Here is a 24,046-nt window from a genome sequence, read left to right on the forward strand (position 1 = left end):
CGCCGGGCAGCCCGCCAAATCATCGATTATCTGTGCATTTTGCGGGGCGCCGGGCCTGCGCCCCCTACGGTTATACACAATAAGAAGAACCTGGTCGAAGGACAGGTTCTATCCAGTAGCCCGCGACTCACGGCTCGCGACCCGCGACCAAAAAAAGGGGCTGCTGCGCATGCGACAGCCCCCTTCATATTGTGTAAAACCGGCGGCCGGGATGGGCTTGCCTCCGGCGATCCCCTACGCCGTCGCTGATGAGCGGAAGTGAACAACGGGGTTCTCCGGTTGTGAGGCCGCTACGGCATCGCAATGAGTCGTCCGGCCCAGCCGTCCTTCACTCTGCACTCTGCACTCTTCCCTCTGCACTGGTTCCCTGTCGCCCAAAATATGATAAAATGAATTATGATATGGTGTCCATGATGATGATCTGCCTGGGACAGCCGGACAGCAGGCAGGAGGATATTATCCACCTGCTCAGCGTCCTTCTGTCCACAGAAATGGACCCTGACGTGAAGAAACAAATCCTGGAACGGGAATACAATATCCCCATGACCGTTGAAATGAAAAAGGAGGCGGAGACCATGTGCGGTATCGGACACGCCATTGCTAGAAAAAACCTGGAAAAGGGAATGGAACAAGGCCTGGTGAAAGGTCTTGAGAAAGGGCGCCTGGAAGGAAAACAGGAAGGCCGTTTGGAAGGCCGTTTAGAAGGCCGTCAGGAAGAACGGGAATCCAACATTGTTGCCATGCTGAAAGAAAAGATCCCCATGGAGACCATTTCCCGGATCACCCATTACTCTCTGGATCAGATCCAGAAGTTGGGAAAGTTGCATGGAATTCTTTAGGTTGGAAAACGCCCAGGGCGTTTTTCTCCCGAATGGAAAGGCCGCCGGATTTTCCGGCGGCCTTTTGGTTCATCGTTGGTCATTCGTCGTGAGTTGTTTCGGATGCCAGATGCTTACGCATCTGCCTTTGAACGTAAAACCCGGCGGCCGGGATGAGCTCCCCTGGGGGAAGCCCCTACCACGTTGGGGTCAGAGATGCAACAGAAAATCAGAGAAACGGGATCGTCGTAGAATCCGCTTCTGGGGCCGTGTTATCCACTCTCCGACCCCAACGCTGTAGGGGCGGGCCGCAGGCCCGCCCTTCCCGGCCTGCGGTTTTTATACGTTCCCAGGAACCCGCCCGGCGGGTTCCCACCTTCCGCTAGAGACTAGAGACTAGTGACTGTCAGCTCATGACCATCTGCCCCCGGCAGATGGTCTCCATCGGCGTGAGACGGAAAAGCGGCGGGCCGCTTTTCCCCTGTGAAGTCAGTTGAGCCCTCTTCTTACACATCTGTTCTTAAATGTGTATTTCCTCTGGTGGGTAAAACCTTCTCTACCCTGATCTGTTCCAACAGCATCCGGGGAATATTCAGCCGATATACAATGATAAAATGGCCTCCCGGTTTCCGGTTGGTCCAGGTAGGCACTGCAAAGGTGCCATCATTCTGATAATGAAGTTTCTTAAAACCTATGAACACTTTTTTTCCTATTCGACCATTGGGCCGCAGATACCAGAGCTGCTGGAGCTGCCCGTTCCGTATGAAATATGTCTCTGCTCCAAAGCCTCCCCCTCCTGATTCTCTTTGAGTCAGGACCAGAATATCCGGCTGTCTCCTGATCCCTTTTGCTACATAAAATCCGTTCCGACTGGGATCAACTGGATTCACGATGATCGGCCGGTTATGATGCAATTCCACAGGCTGCCGCAGTGCCATCTCCTTGCTTCCCAGGCGTGCCATATACAAAGAATAATTCCCTTTGTAATTTTGTTCCTGCTCATTTTTAGCCCAAAAATATTTTCCCCCTAAAAATGCCTCATTTTCTCCTACTACATAGATTCGATAAGAACCCCCATCCGTCCCCTTCATCAAAAAAGTTTCCCTGGCTCTTTCCGCGGCCTGACGCTGAGACAGGTAAGAAGGTGCTGCCGCAAGAGCCGCTGGCAGGAGAAAAGAACAGGAAAGCAGAACAGCAGCAAAAGTTTTGAAAAATGCCATATCAATTCCTCCCAAAGTAAACTACTAACATAAATATCGACTCTCCTTCTAAAAAAACGGACCCTCTCTCCAGAAGGTCCGTTTTCTTTACGCCAAACGTCTCCCGCCCCACGCAATAGGGCGCTGACCATACGGCCGACCCGTTTCACCGGGGCTTCGATGAAAGCCGGACTTTTATCCCGCCTTTACTGCTCAATCAGCTTCTGCAGCTTCTCCACGTACATCGTCCTGATTGCGTTTAACAAATGTCCCCAGTACTTCAACCCGATATCCGGATGGGTCTTCCGGTATTCTTTTACATGGCTGTTTTTCTTCAAGGCGTCCTGGTTCACCTGTTTGTCGTGGGGGTCTTTTCCTGCATCGTAGGTTTCCATGAAGAATTCCAGGGCTTCCGGGTCCACGCACCATTCCTGGGCGAAGCTGTCGATGATGGCCTTTGCTTTGGCCCGCACCCTATCATTCATTACATCCACGAAGCTTTGGTTCACAAAGGCTGCCGGATTGTCCCGGTATTCCTGCCAGATTTCTTCCAGGATCTGGGCTCTGGCCGGATTGGTTTTCCGGAACCGTTCGATTTCTTCGGCGATTTCCTGGAAAATCTTCTGGTTTTTGGCACTGTCCGCAATCATCAGGGCCGATTCATCAGGCCGGGTGGCCTCCATCAGTTTCAGGATGTAGTCTTCATCGATCTGGTCCCGATGCCAGCAGCGCAGTTGGTAGTTGACAACGATGTTGGTCTCTTCGTCCCCATCATCATCCTGATCCTTCTTCAGTTCTTCTTTTACATTGTTGAACTTGCCGCTGTACCCTTCGATGATTTCTTCACAGATCTGATAATCCCGTTCCAGGTCCCGGTCCTGGAATTCAGAATACACCTGGATATCCCCATAGGCATCGTCAAAATCCCGGAAGGCCTTCAAAAAGGCGATTTTCTGCTTTTTCGTCAGCCCATCCACCGCTTCCGGGCTGGCAGCTGCCTGGCGGAGTTTCCCCAGAGCTTCCCGGAATTTCATTTCCGCTTCTTCCCAGGTGGGTGCCTGGACAAAGCTGCCGCCCCCGGCGGAATACAGGGTCATGGCCTCATCCACCGCCCGTTTGAAATGGGCCGGCACCTGGAAGGTGACGATCTGCCCGAACCGTTTCTGGCTGTCAAACAGCCGGTTGGTCCGGGAAAAGGCCTGGATGATCCCGTAGGACCGCATGGGCTTCCGGTCGATGAACAGGGTGGACAGACAAGGAGCATCGAACCCGGTAAGCAGCCGGTCCACCACGATCACCAGGTCCAGCTGGGCGTCCCGCACCTGGTACTGGGCCTTCTTCCGGGCCAGACGGTCGTTTACATTGGCGTTGTAGGCGTTCAGCTGGTCCAGGCCGAACTGGGTACCGAACATCTCGTTGTAATCCTGCAGGGATTCCTTCATCCGGTCCTGATTCACCGTGCTGTTGTCCTCATTTTCCGTGACGGAATAGGTGATGGCCACTTTGGGGAAATCCGCCAGTTTCCGTTTGATGGAGCTGCTTACCTCCAGCCCCGGCACTTCTCCGGCCTTCACCTTCTGGAACAGCTGGTAATACCTCTGGGCCTGCTGGATGGAACTGGTGGTGAGAATGGCGGTGAAGCTGTTCCCCTTCCCCCGGTCCAGTCCCAACTTGCCGCTGGAACGGTTGATGATGAAATCCACCACCTGGCGCATGTGCCCTTCGTCCTCGTAGGCGGCATCCAGGATTTTCTCCCGGAGCAGGGCCTTTTCCAAGCTGAACCCGTCCTGGTCTTCTTCCCAGCCGGTTACATGGTTCTCCCGGGCCAGTTCTTCCATGTCGAAGGTGTTGTGGTATTCCACCTGGAACCCCAGCACCGCCCCGTCGTGGAGGGCTTCTTTGATGGTGTACCGGTGGAGGCACTTGCCGTACTGTTCCTGGGTGGTCTTGGGCAGGTTCCCGGCGCTGTTCTTGGCATCCTGTTCAAAAATCGGGGTGCCGGTGAACCCGTACCACAGGGGCCGGGTGAAATACTGGTCCAGCTGAGCCTGGGCTGCCGGGGATACCGCCCGGTGACATTCATCTACCACGAACACCAGCCGGAGCTTGTGGAGCTTTTCGTATTTGTCACACCCTTCCGGGTACCGCTTCATAACAATCTGGAGCTTCTGGATGGTGGTAACGATCACGTCCCCTCCTTTGGCCTGGAGCTTCCTGACCAGGTCCCCGGTGTTGTCCGTTTCGTTCACATCGATGGTGTCATACTGGGCATAGGCCTGGAAAGCCCCGGTGGTCTGGTTGTCCAGGTCCTTCCGGTCCACCACGAAGATCACCTTGTCCACACTGGGGATCTGGGTCAGGTAATGGGCCGTTTTGTAGGAAGTGAGGGTCTTGCCGCTCCCGGTGGTGTGCCAGATGAAGCCGGACTGAGTGCCCCCGTCCGTATAGGGATTCACGGCGTTTTTCACCGCTTCGATGGCGTGGATCTGGTAGGGCCGGAGCAGGATGATGGCCTTCCGTTCGCTGTCCAACACCGTATACTGGGACACCATCCGATGGGCCGCGGGAATGGACAATACCTCCCGGGCAAAGGACAGGTAATCGGTCTGGGGCTGGTTCTTGTCATCCAGCCACAGGGACAGGAACTGGGGATTCAGGCTGCTTTCCGCTGCTGCTGCAATGTACCGGGTATCTGCCCCGTTGGACACCACGAACATCTGGAGGGTGGAAAAAATATCCCGGAACACCCCTTCTTTCAAGTATTTCTTGATTTGGTTGAAGGCCTCCCTATAGGGATGGGCCCGGTTCTTCAGCTCGATGTGGATCATGGGCAGCCCGTTGATGAGGAGGGTCACGTCTCCCCGGCGGTTCCGGTCCAGAGCCTCCCTCCGGGGGAACTGGATCTGGTGCACCGCTTCGTACACCGAAGAACCCCCGGCCACATCCACCCGTTTGAACACCACCGGATGGATGGTGCCCAGGCTGGCGTCTTCCCGCTGGATGTCCACCCGGGCCACCCCGTTTTCGCCCAGCATCCATTTGGCCCCGTCGTAAAAGGTGGGGAAACGGAGCTGGTTCTGCACCTGGAGGAATTCCCCATCGGTGAGGGGATGGGCGTCAAACAGCTCCTTGTTGTTGTTCACCAGGATCCGCCGGAAATTGTCCCACAGGTCCTGGATGGTGTGGAGGTCCTCCCGGAGGGTCCACTGGGACTGCTGTTCCGTCAGTTGCCGGAGCAGGTGCTGCTCCATGCTTTCTTCCGATTCATAGGAAGTCATACGGTTTCCCCCTTATACAAACAGATTTTGCAGCAGGAATTTTTTCAGCGTTTGCAAGGCATCCAGCTTACGCTGATTATGGGCAATAAGGTTATCTAAATTTTTAAAATACGTTGCTATCGCTTGTTGCTCTGGCAAAGAAGGTACCATCACCATGAAATTTTTCATGTCAGAGGCTAGTATATGTTTTATTGTATTGCCTTTAGTAATACTCTCTATTTGCTTTTTTGATGCATCTGTTTGGTATTCTGTGTTTAAAAAATAAGGATTGGTTTCAATTTTTTGATTTTGGAACATAATGAGTGCATGCGCAGCTATATTATCAAGGCTTTCAGGTATTACAGCTGCGTGTCCAACATGGCCAGATTGAACCATAACAATATCTCCGGTATGCAACCACTTATCTTTTTGACTAAAATAAAATTCATCGTTGATGTATACCTGTGTATTTTTATTGATATGTCCATCCTTCACATTATTTGACTCAAGATAAAAATGCCCTTTATCAACATAATATGGTGAAGCTGTTCCTACAAAAGCATTTCTGATTGTTCCATAAATATTTGACAGTTTATACTGTTCCCAATCGCCCGTAAATCCCTTGAACCGGATTTTCGGGACCTTTTCTCCTTTGGCCGGGAACAGATTCTGGAGAAAATAGGCTTTCAGCTTTTTCAGCTGGTCGGACTTGCGCTGATGAAGGGTGATGAGGTGATCGAGGTTAAAAAAATATTGACCAATCTCTTTTTGTTCGGATAAGTCTGGTGTTGGCACTTCAATATCCATAACTCGATTTTTGGAAATGTTGTACCTTGAAATCCCCTGTGCAAGAATTATTAATTTGTTTCGTACATTTGGGGAACGAAGCATATATGCCATATAATATGGATTCACTTTAACTTCTGGTCTATATCCAAAACAAAAACTATTTAAGTATGTGTTTTCAGTATTTCCAAGCCATACAGAAGACATTCCGACTTCATTTGGGGTTTCTGAAGATGTTGTAAAAAATATGTCTCCATACTTAACGGAATTCTGAGTTTGATCAACTTCAACACGTTCTGTCATCGCCAAATCCGCTATAGAGTTGGAATAAACATTCATATACGTCACAAACCGTGCATCTCCATGACCAAAATCTTCTTTTGTTTTTCCCGAGAGTCCAGTAAACGTTGATCCTAGCTCTCCCAGCTTACGCTGTTCCCAATCGTCCGTAAACCCCTTGAATCGTATGGCCGGTACCTTCTTCATTTCTTTTTTCATGCGCCCATCTCCTTATTGAAACAGGTGAAGCAGGTCCTGAAGGTCTTTGGCCTTCTTGGGATCATCGGTGGTCAGTTCGTCCATCATGGCCAGCAGTTCTTTTTCTGTGGCCTGGAGTTGTTGGTCCGTTTCCGTCATTTCTTGGTTCAGTTCGCCCAGATCGATTTCCGGTTCCGGTTCGGAGGTATCCACATACCGGGGGATGTTCAGGTTGAAGTCGTTTTCCTGGATTTCTTCAAAGGAGGCCACATGGGCGAATTTGTCCACGTCCTTCCGGTCGGTGTAGGCCTGGAACAGCTTCTGGATGTTGGCCTGGGTCAGGGTGTTCTTGGCCTTGCCTTTTTCAAATTCCTGGCTGCCGTCGATGAACAGTACATCCCGGCCGGGACGGTCTTTTTTCAGCACCATGATGATGGTGGGGATGCCGGTGGAATAGAAGATCCCGGCCGGGAGCCCGATCACGGCATAGATATTCCCTTTTTCCAGCAGTTTCTGCCGGATTTTCCCTTCGGCTGCTCCCCGGAACAGCACCCCGTGAGGCAGCACAATGCCCATGGTGCCGGTGGCTTTCAGGTGGTACAGCCCATGGAGCAGGAAGGCATAGTCGGCTTTGGATTTCGGGGCCAGCACCCCGTAATCGGCAAACCGGGGGTCCTGGAGAAATCCCTTGTCCGCACTCCAGTTCTGGGAATAGGGCGGATTCATCATGACTCCGTCAAAATCCGTCACTTCATCCGTGGGCCAGTCCCGATCCAGGGTATCCGCATTGCGCAGGTGCTGGTTGGTGGCTGCGATCCCGTGGATAATCATGTTCATTCGGGCCAGGTTGTAGGTGGCCGTCTTGATCTCCTGGCCGTAGTATTCAATGGAATCTGCATCCTGGATGTAGTGCCGTACATTCAGGAGCAGAGAACCGGAACCCATGGCCGGATCATATGCGCTGAATCCTTTCTTGTCTTCCTGTCCCCGGGTCACAATATGGGTCAGCAGCTGGGAAACCGGCTGGGGCGTATAGAATTCACCGGCCTTCTGGCCCATATCCGAAGCGAAGGTACCGATCAGATATTCATAGGCATCTCCCAGCACATCCCCGCTGTGGCTGTCCAGGTTCAAGGGGGACAGGGCCTCCATCACCTGGGCAATCATGTCATTCCGTTTCTGGGGCGTGGAGCCCAGTTTGGTGGAATACAGGTCCACATCATCAAACAGATGGCCCAGCAGGTCCGAATTGGACTGTTCAATATCCCGGAAAGCCTGGTTCAGGTTTTCCAGTTGGAAGGTCTGCTTCCGGATGGCGTCCATCTGGGCGGCAAAGGTGAAATCCGGCTTGATTTTATAGTCCATATCCATGGAACTCAAGAGATCCTCATGGGCGTCTTCATCATCGTAATATTGCTTATAAACAGCCTGGCGCTGTTCTTCCGTGGCCACCTGTTCCGGGTCCACTTCACCGGCATCCACCAGCACATTCGCTGCTGCTTCCAGAGTCTTATCGGACAAATGTTTATAAAAAATAAGGCCCAGAGCATAGTTCATGTAAGAGGCTGCCCCCATGGTCTGGCGCATCACGTTGGCAGAATCCCACAGAACCTGTTCCAGGCTTTTTTCGTCAGTGCTCATCGTTGTGAATCTCCTTTAGGATAATTTGGCGTGCTTGCTTGTGATATTTTTATTGTATCACAGAATCAGAGCCTCTTTTTCGTTAAATTTATTATACCCCACCCCCTGTCCAAAAAGGTGGACAAAAAAACGTCAGACTGGCCCTTGGGGCCGCATCTGACGTCTTACAAGAGCCCTCTTCACTCTCCCCTCTTCATCTTCTCCAGTGCCTTCCGGTACCAGCCGTAAAGGGTGGACAGGGGGCACTGATGGATTTCCTGGAGCTTTTTCCAGGGTATTTGCTGGATGGCCGCTTGGCGGACCAGGAGCCGTTCCTTGGGGGTGAGCTGTCGGAAGGCTCGGAGGATTTCTTCCTTCCGGATTCCCCGAAGAAAATCTTCCTGGTAGCTGGATTCGCCTCCTTCCATCACCTGGACTTTTTCCTGGATTTTGTTCCAGCGCGCCTCTTTCCGGATGTAATGGGACAGCAGAAAGGTAAGATGAGTTTTCACAAATCCAAGGAATCTTCTGGCGTCTTCTCCCGGATATTTCACGATGGCTTCCAGGATTCCCAGCACCAGGGTACTTGCCAGATCCGGCCGCAGAGACAGGTTCTTTTCCTGGCCGGCCAGTTTCTTTACCAAAGGGCGAAAGGCTGTAACGATGGCCATTTGGGCTTTAGGATCCCCCTGTTTGGCTTGGGGCAGCAGAGCTGCCAGTTCTTCGTTTTCCATGAGGGCTCCTTTCTTCAGGCAAAAAGGCTGGTGTCCAGATCCCACTGTTCCGTTTTTTTCCGTTTTTCCGTTTCCTGGGGAATCCACCGTTCCAGGTTCCACCGCCGGTCCCTGCCTTTGGCTTCCAGGTCCAGGGTCATGCCGGCGATCCGGCTGATGAGACGGTTGATGGTCCGGCTTTCTTCTTTTCCAATCCGGCCTTTTGCGTCCAGGAGTTTGGCCTGGAGTTCCGGCAGGGAGAAATTGCTGGTAAAAATTGTCTGCCGCCTGGCGGTATACCGGGCATCGATCAAGAGGAACAGCTGCTCCAGCCCCCATTCGGTGACTTTGGCGGTGCCCAGATCGTCCAGGATCAGGCAGGGGACTTCCTGGTACCGGTCCATCCGCTGGTTCCAGTCCCCGGTAATGTTCCGCCGCAGCTGGTTCAAAAGGCCGGCGGTGGTCATGAACCGGACAGCTTTTCCCTGGAGGATCTTTTCTTTGGCGTACAGGGCCGCCAGCATGGTCTTCCCCACCCCGGAAGGCCCATGGAGATAAAAGCCCCGGTTTTCCTGGGGATCTGCGGCCATTTTCCGGATGGTTTCAACTGCTTTCCGGTTCCCCTCGTCCACCTGATATTCTGCAAAGGTGCTGGAACGGAACATTTCCGGCAGACCGGCCTGATCCAGCAGATGCTGTTTCCGCCATTCCCGCTTCTGGATGTTTTCATAGGGACAGGGATGCATGGCTTCCCGGACGGTACCGGCGTAATAGACCACCAAAGGCATGTAGCCGGGAGTGGGCTGAATACATTTTTTTCCTCTGCACTGCCGGCACAGTTCCTGGGCCTTCAGGGCACGCTGGATGTGGATTTCTGAATAGAGGTACTTGGATTCGGGCAGCCGGATTTCCGGTCCTACCAGATTCTGCACGGAGATGATTTTTCCTTCGGCGGGTTTGGCTTTGACGTGGTCTGTGTGTTTTTCCATGATAAGGCTCCTTTCTTCCATGTCCACGGACAGAGGATTGAAAGGTCAAAGTCCGGCTTTGACTTTTCTTTTTCATACTTTTTCTTGTTATTTTACTCTATTCTTCTTAGTCTTATTCGGTGGACAGCTGGTATACCAAATGGCCGCCAGCTGTTTTTTCACCCTCTCACACCTCTTCCACCCAGCTGCAATGGGGCCGGGCGAAGGATTCCTCCTCTCTTTCCCGGTCTGCCAGGGGCCAGCCTTCTGACAGGCTGCTGACAGCCGGACGTCGGGGCAACGGTCCGTCCTCCGTCCTGCCAACCGCAGGGCAAGGGGCAGCTGGAAGATTACACTCGCTGTTGAGAATATAGATTTTCTCCTTTGTCAGTGTAACCAACCTCTTTTCAGGAAGGACGCTTTCGTGGTGCCGATCAGGGCGGATGTAGTTGTGCTGGAACCAGTGTTTCACCAGTACCACCCCGGAAGCGAACCGGATCAGGTAGCCTTTTTCTTCCAGCACCTCCAGATATTCTTTCCGGGAATCCACCATCCGCACCAGGGTCAGTGGGTTGGAAATGAATCCATCGTCGTCGGCTTCCAGCATCAGCTGATAATACAGCAGCTGGATAGCGTTGTTCATGGCCAGGAATATGTCACTCATGACAATCTGGCGTTTGATCATACGGCGTTCAGCCATATTTTCCCATCTCCTTTTCTTTCGAAAAATTCTGTCTATATGAAATGCCAGGCATCCCATAGGGCCCCTGGCGGAGGACAGCCATCAGGACTGGTTCCTGCCTGTTCAATCGGTCTCCTGGTCTTCTGGCTGGAAGGTAAGGATCTCTTCGATCCGCAGATCGGTCACCTGGCTGATTACCTCCAGGGTCCTGAGGGAGGGCACATAGTTGGGGTTCCGCTCCTTCCCGATTTTTTTCATCCGGCTCAGGGTACGGATGGAAATCCCGCTGATATGGGAAAATTCTTTCATGGTCAGATCATTGTTTTCCATCCAGGTGAACAGTAAGCGGCATTGCGCCATGGGCATCATCTCCTTCTTTGATAAGTTTTTACTTATGTATACTATTATACAATGTAAATATTTTCTGTAAACACAAAGGACACAAGTGTCCTGTAAAGGAGAACCGGGCGGCACGGCTCCGCCGGCCGGGGGCCGATGGAGGCCAGATGGGACGCGTTTGCAGGTTCATCGTTTGTCGTTCATCGTGAGTCGTTATGGAAGGAACCCGTACCCGGGTTCCTTTGAATAAGGACGCAGCTGACGCTGCTAACCCACCACCAGCCTGTCGGCCGGTCCCCCGCCCTTGAAAAGGGCGGATATACGCTCGGAGCTCCGCCCCATGGCTTTACGGTGGGTGCCATGACGTAAACCCGCGTGCCCACTATCCTCCTCGTCGGGGTGGAATCATCGCCCGGGGCTCCGCCCCATTGCTTTTGTGACACGCGAGCTGTGCCCTAGTGTCACTATCCGCCCTTTTCAAGGGCGGGGGACCGTTGCGCTTGCGCAATGGTGGTGGGTTAGCAGCCCCCAAGGGCTGCGTTTCCCTTCAAAAGCATCTGCCCGCGGCAGATGGTCTCCTTCTACGTGAGACGGAAAAGCGTCCCTGCCCCTTTTCCCAATTTCCTCCGAAAAAATCCTCCCTACCGTCTCTTATACAGTGTAAGGAGGCGGTGACATGGAAGCAATCAAACGGCAGGAGGTTCTGGAACTGGCCCGCAGGGCCCGTGGGCACATCCGGAAAATTTACCTGCACTGGACGGCTGGAACCTATGACCAGCTGTTCCCGGACTATCACCTTCTGGTCCGGGGGGACGGGAGCCTGGTAACCAGTACCCGGGACTGGACCCGGATCCTCCCCCATACCTGGAACCGGAATACCGGTGCCCTGGGCATTGCCCTGTGCTGTGCCAAAGATGCCATGCTCTACGCAGACGGCACCTTCGACCTGGGGGATTATCCCCCCACTCCCCTGCAGGTGGAAAGCACTTCCATCCTGCTGGCCACCCTGTCAGATGTCTGGAAACTCCCTCTGGAGCCTGCCCAGATCATGACCCATGCAGAGGCTGCCGACCTGGACGGTTACGGGCCAAGCATGGCCGGGACGCCCGCTTTTGAACGGTGGGATCTGTGGAAGCTGAAAGACTATGATGGAGTATGGCGCAGCGGCGGGGCGGTGCTCAGGGGCAAAGGACTGTATTATCAGTGGGTGAAGCGGAAAAAGCCGTGAGTCTTTTTCCGGTCCGCGGGCAGCGGCTGTTGTCACGTCTCAGTAGGAGGCCAGATGCTGGCGCATCTGCAGGTTCATCATTTGTCGTTCATCGTGAATTGTTATGGAAGGAACCCGTGCCCAGGTTCCTTTGAAAGAAGACGCAGCTAACGCTGCTAACCCACCACCAGCCTGTCGGCTGGTCCCCCGCCCTTGCAAAGGGCGGATAGTGGGTACGCGGACTTACGCCCTGGCACCCACGTAAAGCAATGGACCATCAGACCGCACACCTATATCAAGCAATGGGGCAAAGCCCCGAGCGTATATCCGCCCTTTACAAGGGCGGGGGACCGTTGCGCTTGCGCAATGGTGGTGGGTTAGCAGCCCCCTGGGCTGCGTTTCCCTTCAAAAGCATCTGCCCCCGGCAGATGGTCTCCTTCTGCGTGGGACAGAAGCGGCCCTGCCCCTTTTCGCCCCCGCCCCCTTACACCCTGTGATGCAACCCGATTCTGACAATCCAAAGGAGGAATGAAAATGGCAATCCAAAAGAACCTCACCGCAGTGACCCTGCAGCTGGAAATCAGCAACGGGGTGGACAAAAATGACCAGCCCAAATTCAAGAACATCAGCTACGAAAAGCTGTCCACCGATGCCACCCCGGAAAAACTGGCGGAAGTGGGCAAGGAATTCGGCGGGCTGATGGCAGAAGCTCCCAAGGGGATGTACATCGTGGAACGGCATACCCTGGAAGAAGTGGCGTAAAGGAGGTAGTGCACAATGGCAGATTCCAGAAAACTGGACCTGATTTTCAAGGACAGCGAAAAAGCGACCAAAAACATCCGCATCGTGAACCCCCGCTCTGACGTAGACCGGGAAATGGTGCTGCCGGTGATGAACAAAGTGGTGGAAAGCAAAGTCTTCCTCACCAAGAACGGCATTCCTGTGGAAACCATCCAGGGGGCCAAAGTGACCGACGTCAAGGATCTGCTCTCTGACGGAACTGACGAAGTCACCGAGGGCTAACCCATGGAGGATCTGTCCCTGCTGGCCGGCCAGGCTGCCCAGTACGGATTCCCCATGGTCATTTCCTGGTACCTGCTGGTACGCATGGAAGAGAAACTGGAGAACCTGACCCAGAGCATCGAACGGCTGCGCATGGCAGTGAAAATGGAATAGAGAAGGGGCTGTTGCATATGCAACAGCCCCTTCTCTATTGTCAGTGGTCAATGGTCAATTGCCAATGGAAAGGACCCGCCTCCGAAAAAGGCGGGTCCTTTTTTAATGGAAGAAAACCGGCGGCCGGGATGGGCTCCCCTGCGGGGAGCCCCTACCACGTTAGGATCAGAGAGACACAAAAAATCCCAGAAACGAAATTGTCGAAGATTCCGTTTCTGGGACCGTTGTATCCAACTTCCGACCACAACGCCGTAGGGGCGAGCCGCAGGCCCGCCCTTCCGTGGCCGCCGGTTTTCGTATATTCCCAGGAACCCGCCCGGCGGGTTCCTTCCATCGGCGTAAGACGTGAGACGGGGATGTTGCCCATGCAACATCCCCGTCTGCTCCCTACGGCCGATACACCGCCTTCACCCCGGTGATCAGGTCTTTGTTCTCTTTCTTTTCCGGTTCTTTGGTGAGGCTTTCTTTCATGTCCAGGGTCTGTTCTTTGCCGCCTTTCTGGAAAGTGCCGGTCCACAGGGCATCGCTGTCCTGGTACAGGGTGGCTTCCACCACCAGTTTGTAGGTGCCGTCAGGGACGGATTTGCCGTTGTCATCTTTTCCGTCCCAACCGGCGGTCACTTTGCCGGATTGGGGGGTGGCTTTGGTAAAGGCATCCACTTTGGCCTTGTCCAACTGGGCCAGGCCGGATTTTTTCACCCACTGGGGCAGGGCCTGCTTCTTGTACCCTTTTTGGGTGGTATACCGGGTGGCGAACAGAGTCCGGACCAGTTTCCCGTCCTTGTCCTCAATCCAGGCGGCCATCTGGCTGGTGCCCTTGCCTTCTTTTTTATTGAAGGTATATTCCAAGGTCAGAGGCCCTTTGGCTTCGGTCTGGGCCGGGGCTGCCGGGGCCGGGGCCTTTTTCTCGCTGCCGCAGCCGGTCAAAAGGCCCACAGCCACAAGGCCGGACAAAAACAATCCCATCAGGTTACGTTTCATGGTGTTTTCCCTCCTTTTGAAGAAAGCCGCCGGTCTTCCGGAAGCCTTGGTTCGCTCCTACGGATATTTGCCAATCGGACGGCAAGTCCGGGTACCCTCCGGGAGGCCGGGAAGGGCACTGCTTACTTCAGCAGATTGTCATCCTGGAAGTAGTTGATTTTCATGGCGGCGCGGACTTCGGACAGGGTCTGGGCGGCTTTGGCCTCAGCCCGGGCAGTGCCTGCCTTCAGGATGTCCACCACTTCCGGCTTCCGGGCTTCCCAGTACTCCCGGCGTTCCCGGATGGGCTTCAGTACGGACTGGAGCACTTCGTTCAGGAACCGTTTGATCTTCATGTCTCCCAGGCCGCCCCGCTGGTAATGGGCTTTCAGCTCATCCAGGTTGGCGTAATCGGGCAGGAAGGCGGCAAAATGTTCCGGTTTGCTGAAGGCGTCCAAATAGGTGAACACCGGGTTCCCTTCCACATGGCCGGGATCGCTGACCTGGATGTGGGTGGGGTCGGTGTACATGCTCATGACCTTCTTCTTGATGGTGTCCGCATCGTCGGACAGGTAGATGCAGTTGCCCAGGGATTTGGACATCTTGGCTTTCCCGTCCAGCCCGGGCAGCCGCAGGCAGGCCTTGTTGGAAGGCAGCACAATATCCGGTTCCGTCAGGGTTTCCCCGTAGACGCTGTTGAACTTGTGGACGATTTCCCGGCACTGTTCCAGCATGGGTTTCTGGTCTTCCCCAACGGGCACGTGAGTGGCATGGAAGGCAGTGATGTCCGCCGCCTGGCTTACTGGGTAGCAGAAAAAGCCCAGAGGCACGCTGGCTTCGAAGTTCTTCTGCTGGATTTCCGCCTTCACAGTCGGGTTCCGCTGGACCCGGGCCACGGTCACCAGGTCCATATAATAGGTAGTCAGTTCAAACAGTTCCGGGATCAGGCTCTGGATGAAGATGGTGGCCTTCTCCGGATCGATGCCCACTCCCAGGTAGTCCAGAGCCACCTGGAGCACGTTCTGCCGGACTTTTTCCGGGTTTTCCGCATTGTCAGTCAGGGCCTGGGCATCGGCGATCATAAAGTAGATTTCATCGAATTTGCCGCTGTTCTGGAGCAGCACCCGTTCCTGAAGAGAGCCTACAAAATGGCCCACATGGAGATGACCGGTGGGACGGTCCCCGGTCAGGATGATTTTCGTCATAATGATTCCTCGCCTTCTGCTGTGATCAAAAGCTGCGCTTTTTTTTGAATACTATGTATAACTATACTATGAATGGCGCTTTTCTTCAAGGCCCCGGCTTCAGTCCACCCCGAAAAAACACTTGTGTTTTGATTGTGAATTCATTATACTTATGTACGGTGATTTGTCATTATTTTCTAAAACCTAGAAAGGAAGTCAACTATGAACTCTACAATCCGTAAACTTCGTAAAATCCCATTGATCAACCAGATTGCCGTAGGCCTTGTGATCGGCATCCTGATTGCTGTGTTCCTCCCTGGCGCCGTGCCGGTGGTGGGCATCTTCGGCGACCTGTTCGTCCGTGCCCTCAAAGGGGTGGCTCCCCTGCTGGTCTTCATCCTGGTGATGAACGCCATGGTCCAGCGGAAAGAAGGGGGCGAAACCCAGATGAAACCCATCATCACCCTGTATGTGATCGGCACTTTCGCCGCTTCCATCGTCGGGGTGACCCTGTCCTTCCTATTCCCCCAGACCCTGATGCTCCAGCTGGGGAATTCCAAGGTGAATCCCCCCAGCGGCATTGCGGAAGTGGTCCACAACCTGGTGCTGAACATCGTGGACAATCCTCTGAACGCCATCCTGAACGCCAACTACATCGGCATCCTGGCCTGGGCAGTGATCATCGGCCTGGCCCTCCACAAGGCTGCCAGCCCGGAAACCAAGCATGTGCTGGAAGACCTGTCCGCCGGCATCACCAAAGTGGTCACCTGGGTGATCCATTTCGCTCCGTTGGGGATCATGGGCCTGGTGACCCAGTCCATCAGCGCCAGCGGCCTGTCCGCCCTGATTTCCTACTTCAGCCTGCTGGGGGTGCTGCTGGGGTCCTATTTCCTGGTGGCCCTGGTGATGAACCCCATCATCGTGTACCTGAACGTCCGCAAGAACCCCTACCCCCTGGTCTGGGCCACCCTGAAGGAAAGCGGCATCTACGCCTTCTTCACCCGTTCTTCTGCCGCCAACATCCCGGTGAACCTGACCCTGTGCAAACGGCTGGGGCTGAACCCGGATACCTACACCATTTCCATTCCCCTGGGAGCCACCATCAACATGGCCGGGGCTTCCATCACCATTTCCGTGCTGAGCCTGGCAGCCGCCCATACCCTGGGAGTGGCCGTGGATCTGCCCACCGCCCTGCTCCTGTGCATCGTGTCCACCGTGGGGGCCTGCGGAGCATCCGGTGTGGCCGGTGGTTCCCTGCTGCTGATCCCCGTGGCCTGTGCCTCCTTTGGGATCAGCAATGACATCGCCATGCAGGTGGTGGGGGTTGGCTTCATCATCAGCATCATCGAAGACGCCTGCGAAACCGCTCTCAACAGCAGCAGCGACGTACTGTTCACCGCCACCGCCGAATACGCCAGAAGGGCCCGGATGGGGACTCTCAAGGCGGAGGATATGGTGCCGAAAGAGATTGAAGAGGAAGAATAAAAAATTGGGGTGTGAAAGAATTCACACCCCAATTTTTTATTTTGCTCTCACCATGGCCGGCTTCAATTCCCCTTCCTCTTCGTACTGGGAATCGAACCGTTCATTCAGGTAATTGGTGTACAGATAAGCCAGGACAGCACCGGAGATGTTGTGCCAGGCGCTGAAGATGGCTCCCGGTACCCCGGCCATGGGCATGGAGGCGAAATGGGCCTTGGCCAGGCCGGTGGCCAGACCGGAATTCTGCATCCCCACTTCGATGGACAGAGCCACCATCTGTTTCCAGCTCATGCCGGTAAGTTTCCCAATGGCAAAGCCCAGCAGGTACCCCAGCACATTGTGGAGCATCACCACCAGCAGGATCAGTCCGGCACTGCTTAAGATGGCGTTCCGGCTGGCCCCGATGATCCCGGCGATCAGGAAGCTGATCACCATGCTGGAAACGGCGGGCAGGTAATCCACTGCTTCTTTGGCGAACTTGGGGAAGAAGTTCTTCACAGCCAGGCCCACCCCGATGGGTACGAACACGATCTGAAGGATGGAAACGAACATGCCCACCGGATCAAAGGAGATCTGCTTGCCCACCAGAAGCCAGGTGAGCAGCGGAGTCATAAGAGGGCTGAGCACCGTGGAGCAGCTGGTCATGGTCACAGAGAAAGGCACATCCCCATGGCTCATGAAGGTGATCACGTTGGAGGAAGTGCCTCCCGGGCAGGTGCCCACCAGCACCACCCCAACGGTCAGAGCCGGATCCAGATGGAAGGCTTTGGACAGCAGGAACGCCAGGAAGGGCATAACGAAATACTGGGCGCAGACCCCGAAGAAAATGTTCTTGGGCTGTTTCAGCACCAGGGCAAAATCATGAAGGCTGGTGGTCATCCCCATGCCGAACATAATGATTCCCAGCATTACACTGAGAATGGACACCCCGTAGGCCTTCCCCAACACCCAGGCAAAAGCGTGGGGGGCAAAGATCCCGATGCCCAGGAACACCACGGCGATAACGCCGAAATACTTGCCGATCAATCCGCATACTTTCTTCAAATCCATTTTCCTCATCCTTTCTGTTTCCGGAAACAAAAAAGCTCCGTCCCTGTAAAAGGGACGGAGCATGCTCCGCGATACCACCCATATTCCCCCGGGCCTTCCGGCCTGGGAGCACTCTGCAACGTACCAACATACGCGTTTCCACTAACGGGGATCAGCCGTCCGGACTTAATTTTGCTTCAGTCCGTCTCTTCCGGGAGGATTTTCCTTTCGGCCAGGCCGCCGGTTCACACCATCCACCGGCTCTCTGGAGGCACGCATCCAGAAAGTACTCTTTCCCATCATCAGATTTATTTATGAAGTTGTTTTGCTCTTCCTTGAAAAGCATGCCCTTATCTTACGAGGATAAGGGCATTTTGTCAAGAAAATATCCACGATATAAGAAAAACTTTTTAAGAGCAGGGATTATTGTAACAAATATGGCAAAAACAGTTTGGCCAGGCCCAGGAAAATGAAGAACCCGCACACATCGGTAAAGGTGGTGATGAAGATACTGGAGGCCACGGCCGGGTCGTAGTTCAGGGCCTTCAAAACCACCGGCACCAGGAAACCCACCAGGGCCGCGATCATCAGGTTGCAGATCATGGCCACCAGGATAATGAGCCCCAGGGCCAGGTTGTGGTTCATCCACACGATCACCGCTCCGGCGATCACCCCGTTTACCAGGCCGTTGATGAAGCCCACGGCAATCCCCCGGAGGATCCGGAGCCCGTTGCCGTGGAGCTTGATGTCCCCCAGAGCGAGGCCCCGGACCACCACAGCCAAAGTCTGGGTCCCGGCATTGCCCCCCATGCCGGCTACAATGGGCATGGCGGCAGCCAGAGCCACCACCTGGCTGATGGTGTCTTCGAACAGAGAAACCACCGAGGATGCCAAAAACGCCGTCACCAGGTTGATCAAGAGCCAGGGAAGCCGGAGCTTCACGCTTTCCAGCACCGTGCTGTCCACGTCTTCTTCCTTGCTGACACCGCCCATTTTCAGCATATCTTCGGTGTTTTCTTCTTCGATGACATCGATGATATCGTCAACGGTGATGATCCCCAGCATCCCTTTCCGTTTGTTCACTACCGGGATGGCATGGAGGTCGTATTTGGATACCAGACGGGCCACGTCTTCCTGGTCCGCTTCCGGCTCCACGGAAATCACATTGTCCTCCATGATGTCGTTTAAGGTGTCATAGTTCTTGGCCACCAGCAGTTCCCGGAGGGACACGGTACCCACCAGCTGTTTTTTCTCATTGAGCACATAGAGGATGTTGAGTTCTTCCGTCTTGGGGGCGATTTCCTTGACCTTTTCCAGGGCCTGGCTCACCGTAAGAGAATTGCGCATGGAAATGTATTCGGTGGTCATGATCCCGCCTGCGGTGCTTTCCCCATAGCCCAACAGGTTTCGGATCACTTCCTGGTCGCTGGATTTCATCAGCTTGACCAGTTCCTTCCGCCGGTTGGCGGGCATGTCTCCCAGGATATCCACGATATCGTCCTTGGACATGTGCTGGAAGATCCGGATGATCTTGTTCAGATCGAACAGTTTCATGATCCGGACCTGGAGTTCATCATCGGCCTGTTCGATGATTTCAGCCATCTGCTGGTCCGGCAGGATGGTGGCCAGGAACACGATATCGCTGTCGCTGGCTTCTTCCAGGGCATAGGCCAGGTCGATGGGGTGGGAATCTTCCACCAGCTTCAGGACCGCGTCCTTGTCTTTCCGGTTCAGGGCGGAAATCAGTTCATTTTCTACCCGTTCTTCCAGTTCTTCCTGTTTTTCTTCTACAGAATGGTTTTCTTTCTGTTCATCCATGCTGCACACTCTCCCCTCATGAGTCCCCGTCCTCCCCGGGGCCTTTATGGTGGGAAAGGCTGACCTTCCCCGGTCAGCGTTCCCCCGCTTTTACTTCCGCGTCAATGCCACGTCGTCCGACGAAAGCCATCCCACGGCGCCGTCAAAGCGGATGCATAGATTGTAGACTTTGTTTTCCACCGCGTTCCGGGTCTGGTTGATGGGTACAAAAATGGTCCCTTTGGGATAGAACCCCAGGGTCAGGCTGTCCTTGCCCGGCTCTGCGTAAAAGGGGACCCCGTTGCGGGTGGTCATCATGATGATTTTAGACTGCTGGAACCGTTCTTCCGTGGTGGCAGCATGGGCGGTGCCGGACAGTACCGGCAGGGCACCCACACTGACCAGGGAACAGAAGGCCAGAGCCAGGGTGATTTTCTTGAACATGGGACACCTCATTTCTCAGGAGGATGCCGCAAGGGCTTACACCACCTGGAAGATATAGAATTTCAGATAATCGGTTTCCGGCACATTGTACAGGATCGGGTGATCCGGAGCCTGCTGCCGGGCTTCCACCTGGCGCAGGGAAACCGCTGCATCCCGGGCCGCTTCGTGGAGCATTTCCACAAACAGCTCGCTTTTCATGAAATGGCTGCAGCTGCAGGTGGCCAGATAGCCTCCCCGGGGCAGCAGCTTCATGGCCTTCAGGTTGATTTCCTTGTATCCCCGGAAGGCGCTTTTCACTGTGTGGCTGCTTTTGGTGAAGGCCGGGGGATCCAGGATGATGAAGTCGAAGGGATGCTGCTTCTTTTCCTCCAGCTCCGTGAGATAGTCGAACACATTGGCTTCCACAGTCTGGATTTTGTCTTCCAGGCCGTTGAGGGCAAAGTTTTCCCGGGCCCGTTTCAGGGCTTCTCCGGAAATATCCACCGCCGTAACGCTGGCTGCTCCCCCTTTGGCTGCATTGAGGGCAAAGGGACCGGTGTGGGTGAAGCAGTCCAGTACATGTTTGCCGGCACAGATCCGGGATACCGCCAGCCGGTTGTATTTCTGGTCCAGGAAGTAGCCGGTTTTCTGGCCGTTCACCACGTCCACCCGGTACCTGAGTCCGTTTTCCGTGATGATGGGCATCAGGTCCTTTTCCGTCAGGGTGCTGCCAGGGATATCCGCAATGCCCTGGCCTTCCGTCAGGCCTTCCAGTTCCCGGATTTTCACATCGTTCCGTTCGTAGATGCCCTTTACCTCTTCTCCCATGGCCCGGAGCAGCTTCAGCAGCAGGGTGAAGATCATGGTTTTCCGCTGTTCCATGCCAAGGGAAAGCACCTGGGCCACCAGCACGTCATTGAACCGGTCCACGGTGAGCCCCGGGAATCCATCCGCTTCTCCGAAGATCAGCCGGCAGTCTTTGAAATCTTCCCCGGGCATGACGGTTTTCCGGTAATCCAGGGCGTACTGGATCCGCCGTTCGAAAAAAGCTTCGTCGAACCGGTCATTGGCGTTCCGGGAAAGGAGCCGGACCCGGATCTTGGAATGGTCGTTGTAGAAGCCGGTGCCGATGTACTTGCCCTTCTTCTCGCTGACCACGTCCACCAGGTCCCCGTTTTCCACAGGGCCGGCAATATCCAGCACTTCGTCTCCGAACACCCAGGGATGCCCGCCCCGGGCCATTTTTTCCCCTTTGCGGGTAATGGTCACTTTCGTATAGTCACGCATGCGCTTCTCCGTCCTCCCGGTAAATGTCGTATAGTTTATTGTACCATATGTAACGGGTGATGGGAACGGGTTTTGGTATGCAAAAAAGGTGCTGTTGCAGGAGCAACAGCACCTTAGTCAGCGGTCCACGGTCAGCTGTCAGCGGCCAAAGGAAGGCAAACCCATCCGCATTTGCCTTTGAACACAGCCCTCCGGGCGGCCGGGATGGGCTCGCCTGCGGCAAGCCCCTACGCCGTTGGGGTCAGGGGATTTCCTTCGGTCCCCAGGGCCCTTTGTTCTCCCACACTCCGACTCTGACGGCGTAGGGGCGCGCCGAAGGCACGCCCTTCCCGGCCTCCGGTTTTCTCCATTCAACAAAAATTTGCCTGCAAATTTTTTTCATCCGGCTGTTGACCGTTGACGGGGCTGCCAGACATCCCTTTACCTCCCAAATATCCTGTCGATCAGCCCCTGGATCCCGCTGGGGTCCTTTTTGGGCTGGGGCTGGGGCGCCGGGGCCGGAGCGGCCGGGTTCTCCTGTTCCCGGGCCTTCCGGGTGTTTTCGTCCAGCTTCCCCACCTGCTTTTCCAGGCTGGCCAGGCTGTTTTTCAGATTGGTGTCATCGTACCGGGTGCCCACAATGTCCCGTTTCATGCTCCGGACTTCCTTTTCCAGCAGCAGCTGCTGGCTGTCCAGCCGGAGATACAGCCCGAAAGTGCACAGCAGATTCCCCGCCAAAAGCCCCACCACGATTTTCTGGAACCCAGTCATACCACGCCTCCTGAAAAAATTTTCCCCATTGTAGCACAATGGACGGTCAACGGTCAACAGCCAAAGGAAGGCAAATGCATCCGCATTTGCCTTTGAACACAGCCCTCCGGGCGGCCGGGAAGGGCTCGCCTGCGGCAAGCCCCTACACCGTTGGAGTCAGGGGATTTTCTTCGGTCCGCAGGACCCGTTGTTCTCCCACACTCCGACTCTGACGGCGTAGGGGCGCGCCGAAGGCACGCCCTTCCCGGCCGCCGGTTTTCTCCATTCAACAAAAATTTGCCTGCAAATTTTTTCATCCGGCTGTTGACCGTTGACAAAAAAGGGCTGTTGCTCACGCAACAGCCCTTTCACCCGCCTCATTTTGGATAATTGGAAGAAGTGTTTTCTTTCAGCAGCACATCGTGTGCCCCGCCTTCCACCAGGCTGGTGGCGGATACCAGGGTCAGTTTGGCCTTTTTCTGCAGTTCGGGGATGGTGAGAGCCCCGCAGTTGCACATGGTGGACCGCATCTTGGAGATGGTCAGGTTCACGTTGTCTTTCAGGCCGCCGGCGTAAGGAACGTAGGAATCCACCCCTTCTTCGAAGGACAGCTTCTTGTCCCCGCCCAGGTCATACCGCTGCCAGTTCCGGGCACGGGCGGAACCTTCGCCCCAGTATTCCTTCATGTAGGTGCCGTTGATGTTCACCTTGTTGGTGGGGGATTCGTCGAACCGGGCGAAATACCGGCCCAGCATCAGGAAGTCGGCGCCCATGGCCAGAGCCAGGGTCATGTGGTAGTCGTACACGATACCGCCGTCGGAGCAGATGGGCACATAGATGCCGGTTTCCTTGTAGTATTCGTCCCGGGCCTTGGCCACTTCGATAACGGCAGTAGCCTGGCCCCGGCCGATCCCCTTCTGTTCCCGGGTGATGCAGATGGAGCCGCCGCCGATACCGATCTTCACAAAGTCAGCACCGCATTCTGCCAGGAACCGGAAGCCTTCCGCGTCAACCACGTTGCCGGCCCCTACCTTGACGGAATCACCGTATTTGTCCCGGATCCATTTCAGGGTCCGTTTCTGCCATTCGCTGTAGCCTTCGGAAGAGTCGATGCACAGTACGTCCGCACCGGCTTCCACCAGGGCCGGTACCCGCTGTTCATAGTCACGGGTGTTGATGCCGGCGCCTACCACATGGCGTTTCTGGCTATCCAGCAGTTCCAGGGGATACTGTTTGTGGGTGGAATAGTCTTTCCGGAACACCATGTACATCAGGTTGCCCTCTTTGTCGATAATGGGCAGGGTGTTCAGTTTGTGTTCCCAGATAATATCGTTGGCCTGTTTCAGGGTGATGTCGCTGCTGCCGACCACCATGTCAGCCACCGGAGTCATGAAGTTCTTGACCTGATCTTCCATGTTCATCCGGCTGATCCGGTAGTCACGGCTGGTAACGATCCCTTCCAGATGGCCGTTCTTGCTGCCGTCGCTGGTAACAGCCATGGTGCTGTGACCGGTTTTTTCCTTCAGAGCCAGTACATCGGCCAGGGTGCTGTCCGGACGCAGGTTGGAATCGCTGACCACGAACCCGGCCTTGAAGCTCTTGACCCGGGCCACCATGGCGGCTTCGCTTTCGATGGTCTGAGACCCGTAGATAAAGGAGATGCCCCCTTCCCGGGACAGGGCGATGGCCATGTTGTCGTCGGAAACGGACTGCATGATAGCGGAAACCAGGGGAATATTCAGGGTCAGAGCCGGTTCTTCACCCTTTTTAAATTTCACCAGCGGAGTCTTCAGACTCACATTTGCCGGAATGCATTCGCTGGAAGAATATCCAGGAACTAAAAGATACTCGCTGAAAGTATGGGCAGGTTCATCATAGATAAAAGCCATTGTATATCCCCCTTTGAAATATTT

At 54.7% G+C, this 24,046-nt stretch carries 22 protein-coding genes and 1 other annotated feature; of the genes, 6 read left to right on the forward strand and 16 right to left on the reverse strand.

Going from position 1 to position 24,046, the window contains the following annotated elements:
* The first annotated feature begins 389 nt into the window (after positions 1-389).
* Positions 390-839 (forward strand): hypothetical protein, encoded by a 450-nt coding sequence (locus FX155_RS11390; RefSeq protein WP_195839577.1) that lies wholly within the window; start codon positions 390-392, stop codon positions 837-839.
* 485 nt (positions 840-1,324) lie between these two features.
* Here FX155_RS11390 and FX155_RS00010 read toward each other — a convergent pair whose 3' ends face one another.
* The 8 genes from FX155_RS00010 to FX155_RS00045 form a co-directional block, all read right to left on the reverse strand.
* Complete coding sequence (locus FX155_RS00010; protein ID WP_154487216.1) at positions 1,325-2,038, reverse strand: hypothetical protein; 714 nt, start codon at positions 2,036-2,038, stop codon at positions 1,325-1,327.
* Between the two features lie 185 nt (positions 2,039-2,223).
* Entirely contained in the window at positions 2,224-5,295 is a 3,072-nt protein-coding gene (locus tag FX155_RS00015; protein WP_154487218.1) for a type I restriction endonuclease subunit R, read from the reverse strand.
* 12 nt (positions 5,296-5,307) lie between these two features.
* The gene (locus FX155_RS00020; protein WP_229778380.1) at positions 5,308-6,558 is read right to left on the reverse strand and encodes a restriction endonuclease subunit S; all 1,251 of its coding nucleotides are present in this window, start codon (positions 6,556-6,558) and stop codon (positions 5,308-5,310) included.
* A 12-nt stretch (positions 6,559-6,570) separates the two neighbouring features.
* On the reverse strand, positions 6,571-8,178 hold the full coding sequence (locus FX155_RS00025) for a type I restriction-modification system subunit M (protein WP_154487220.1): 1,608 nt from the start codon (positions 8,176-8,178) through the stop codon (positions 6,571-6,573).
* A gap of 179 nt (positions 8,179-8,357) precedes the next feature.
* Positions 8,358-8,891 carry a sigma-70 family RNA polymerase sigma factor gene (locus tag FX155_RS11395; RefSeq protein ID WP_195839578.1) on the reverse strand — a complete coding sequence of 178 codons (534 nt, stop codon included), beginning with the start codon at positions 8,889-8,891 and terminating at the stop codon, positions 8,358-8,360.
* A gap of 14 nt (positions 8,892-8,905) precedes the next feature.
* Positions 8,906-9,859: an ATP-binding protein gene (locus tag FX155_RS00035; protein WP_195839579.1), complete on the reverse strand. Its 954-nt coding sequence runs from the start codon at positions 9,857-9,859 to the stop codon at positions 8,906-8,908.
* Between the two features lie 166 nt (positions 9,860-10,025).
* A complete protein-coding gene (locus FX155_RS00040; protein ID WP_154487226.1) occupies positions 10,026-10,538 on the reverse strand; it encodes a hypothetical protein in 513 nt (170 codons plus the stop codon).
* 105 nt (positions 10,539-10,643) lie between these two features.
* Positions 10,644-10,880, reverse strand: coding sequence for a helix-turn-helix domain-containing protein (locus FX155_RS00045; RefSeq protein WP_195839580.1), 237 nt, complete (start codon positions 10,878-10,880; stop codon positions 10,644-10,646).
* A 655-nt stretch (positions 10,881-11,535) separates the two neighbouring features.
* Here FX155_RS00045 and FX155_RS00050 point away from each other — a divergent pair.
* The 4 genes from FX155_RS00050 to FX155_RS00065 all read left to right on the forward strand — a co-directional run bounded on the left by FX155_RS00050 (position 11,536) and on the right by FX155_RS00065 (position 13,242).
* Positions 11,536-12,087, forward strand: a complete 552-nt coding sequence (locus FX155_RS00050; RefSeq protein WP_154487230.1) for an N-acetylmuramoyl-L-alanine amidase — start codon at positions 11,536-11,538, stop codon at positions 12,085-12,087.
* A 513-nt stretch (positions 12,088-12,600) separates the two neighbouring features.
* The gene (locus tag FX155_RS00055) at positions 12,601-12,828 is read left to right on the forward strand and encodes a DUF1659 domain-containing protein (protein WP_195839581.1); all 228 of its coding nucleotides are present in this window, start codon (positions 12,601-12,603) and stop codon (positions 12,826-12,828) included.
* A gap of 15 nt (positions 12,829-12,843) precedes the next feature.
* Entirely contained in the window at positions 12,844-13,089 is a 246-nt protein-coding gene (locus FX155_RS00060; RefSeq protein WP_154487234.1) for a DUF2922 domain-containing protein, read from the forward strand.
* A gap of 3 nt (positions 13,090-13,092) precedes the next feature.
* Positions 13,093-13,242 carry a YvrJ family protein gene (locus tag FX155_RS00065; protein WP_022486652.1) on the forward strand — a complete coding sequence of 50 codons (150 nt, stop codon included), beginning with the start codon at positions 13,093-13,095 and terminating at the stop codon, positions 13,240-13,242.
* Positions 13,243-13,629: 387 nt separating this feature from the next.
* On the opposite strand, the gene FX155_RS00070 is transcribed toward FX155_RS00065, so the two are convergent.
* Both FX155_RS00070 and trpS read right to left on the reverse strand, forming a co-directional pair.
* Positions 13,630-14,223, reverse strand: coding sequence for a DUF2271 domain-containing protein (locus tag FX155_RS00070; protein ID WP_154487236.1), 594 nt, complete (start codon positions 14,221-14,223; stop codon positions 13,630-13,632).
* Positions 14,224-14,345: 122 nt separating this feature from the next.
* The gene (gene trpS, locus FX155_RS00075) at positions 14,346-15,407 is read right to left on the reverse strand and encodes a tryptophan--tRNA ligase (protein ID WP_154487238.1); all 1,062 of its coding nucleotides are present in this window, start codon (positions 15,405-15,407) and stop codon (positions 14,346-14,348) included.
* A gap of 201 nt (positions 15,408-15,608) precedes the next feature.
* Here trpS and sstT point away from each other — a divergent pair, with 201 nt between their 5' ends.
* Entirely contained in the window at positions 15,609-16,871 is a 1,263-nt protein-coding gene (sstT, locus tag FX155_RS00080; RefSeq protein WP_022487764.1) for a serine/threonine transporter SstT, read from the forward strand.
* 36 nt (positions 16,872-16,907) lie between these two features.
* Here sstT and FX155_RS00085 read toward each other — a convergent pair whose 3' ends face one another.
* The 6 genes from FX155_RS00085 to FX155_RS00110 form a co-directional block, all read right to left on the reverse strand.
* A complete protein-coding gene (locus FX155_RS00085; RefSeq protein WP_022487765.1) occupies positions 16,908-17,918 on the reverse strand; it encodes a bile acid:sodium symporter family protein in 1,011 nt (336 codons plus the stop codon).
* A gap of 47 nt (positions 17,919-17,965) precedes the next feature.
* Positions 17,966-18,209, reverse strand: a binding site (T-box leader).
* A 111-nt stretch (positions 18,210-18,320) separates the two neighbouring features.
* Positions 18,321-19,715, reverse strand: coding sequence for a magnesium transporter (mgtE, locus tag FX155_RS00090; RefSeq protein ID WP_022487766.1), 1,395 nt, complete (start codon positions 19,713-19,715; stop codon positions 18,321-18,323).
* Between the two features lie 90 nt (positions 19,716-19,805).
* Entirely contained in the window at positions 19,806-20,138 is a 333-nt protein-coding gene (locus tag FX155_RS00095) for a hypothetical protein (protein WP_154487240.1), read from the reverse strand.
* A gap of 36 nt (positions 20,139-20,174) precedes the next feature.
* The gene (locus tag FX155_RS00100; RefSeq protein ID WP_154487242.1) at positions 20,175-21,404 is read right to left on the reverse strand and encodes a class I SAM-dependent rRNA methyltransferase; all 1,230 of its coding nucleotides are present in this window, start codon (positions 21,402-21,404) and stop codon (positions 20,175-20,177) included.
* 420 nt (positions 21,405-21,824) lie between these two features.
* Positions 21,825-22,154, reverse strand: coding sequence for a hypothetical protein (locus FX155_RS00105; protein ID WP_154487244.1), 330 nt, complete (start codon positions 22,152-22,154; stop codon positions 21,825-21,827).
* Between the two features lie 356 nt (positions 22,155-22,510).
* Positions 22,511-24,022 carry an IMP dehydrogenase gene (locus FX155_RS00110; RefSeq protein WP_154487246.1) on the reverse strand — a complete coding sequence of 504 codons (1,512 nt, stop codon included), beginning with the start codon at positions 24,020-24,022 and terminating at the stop codon, positions 22,511-22,513.
* Positions 24,023-24,046: the final 24 nt, after the last annotated feature.

The organism is Acidaminococcus fermentans, from assembly GCF_009696675.1.
Taxonomy (GTDB): Bacteria; Bacillota; Negativicutes; order Acidaminococcales; family Acidaminococcaceae; genus Acidaminococcus.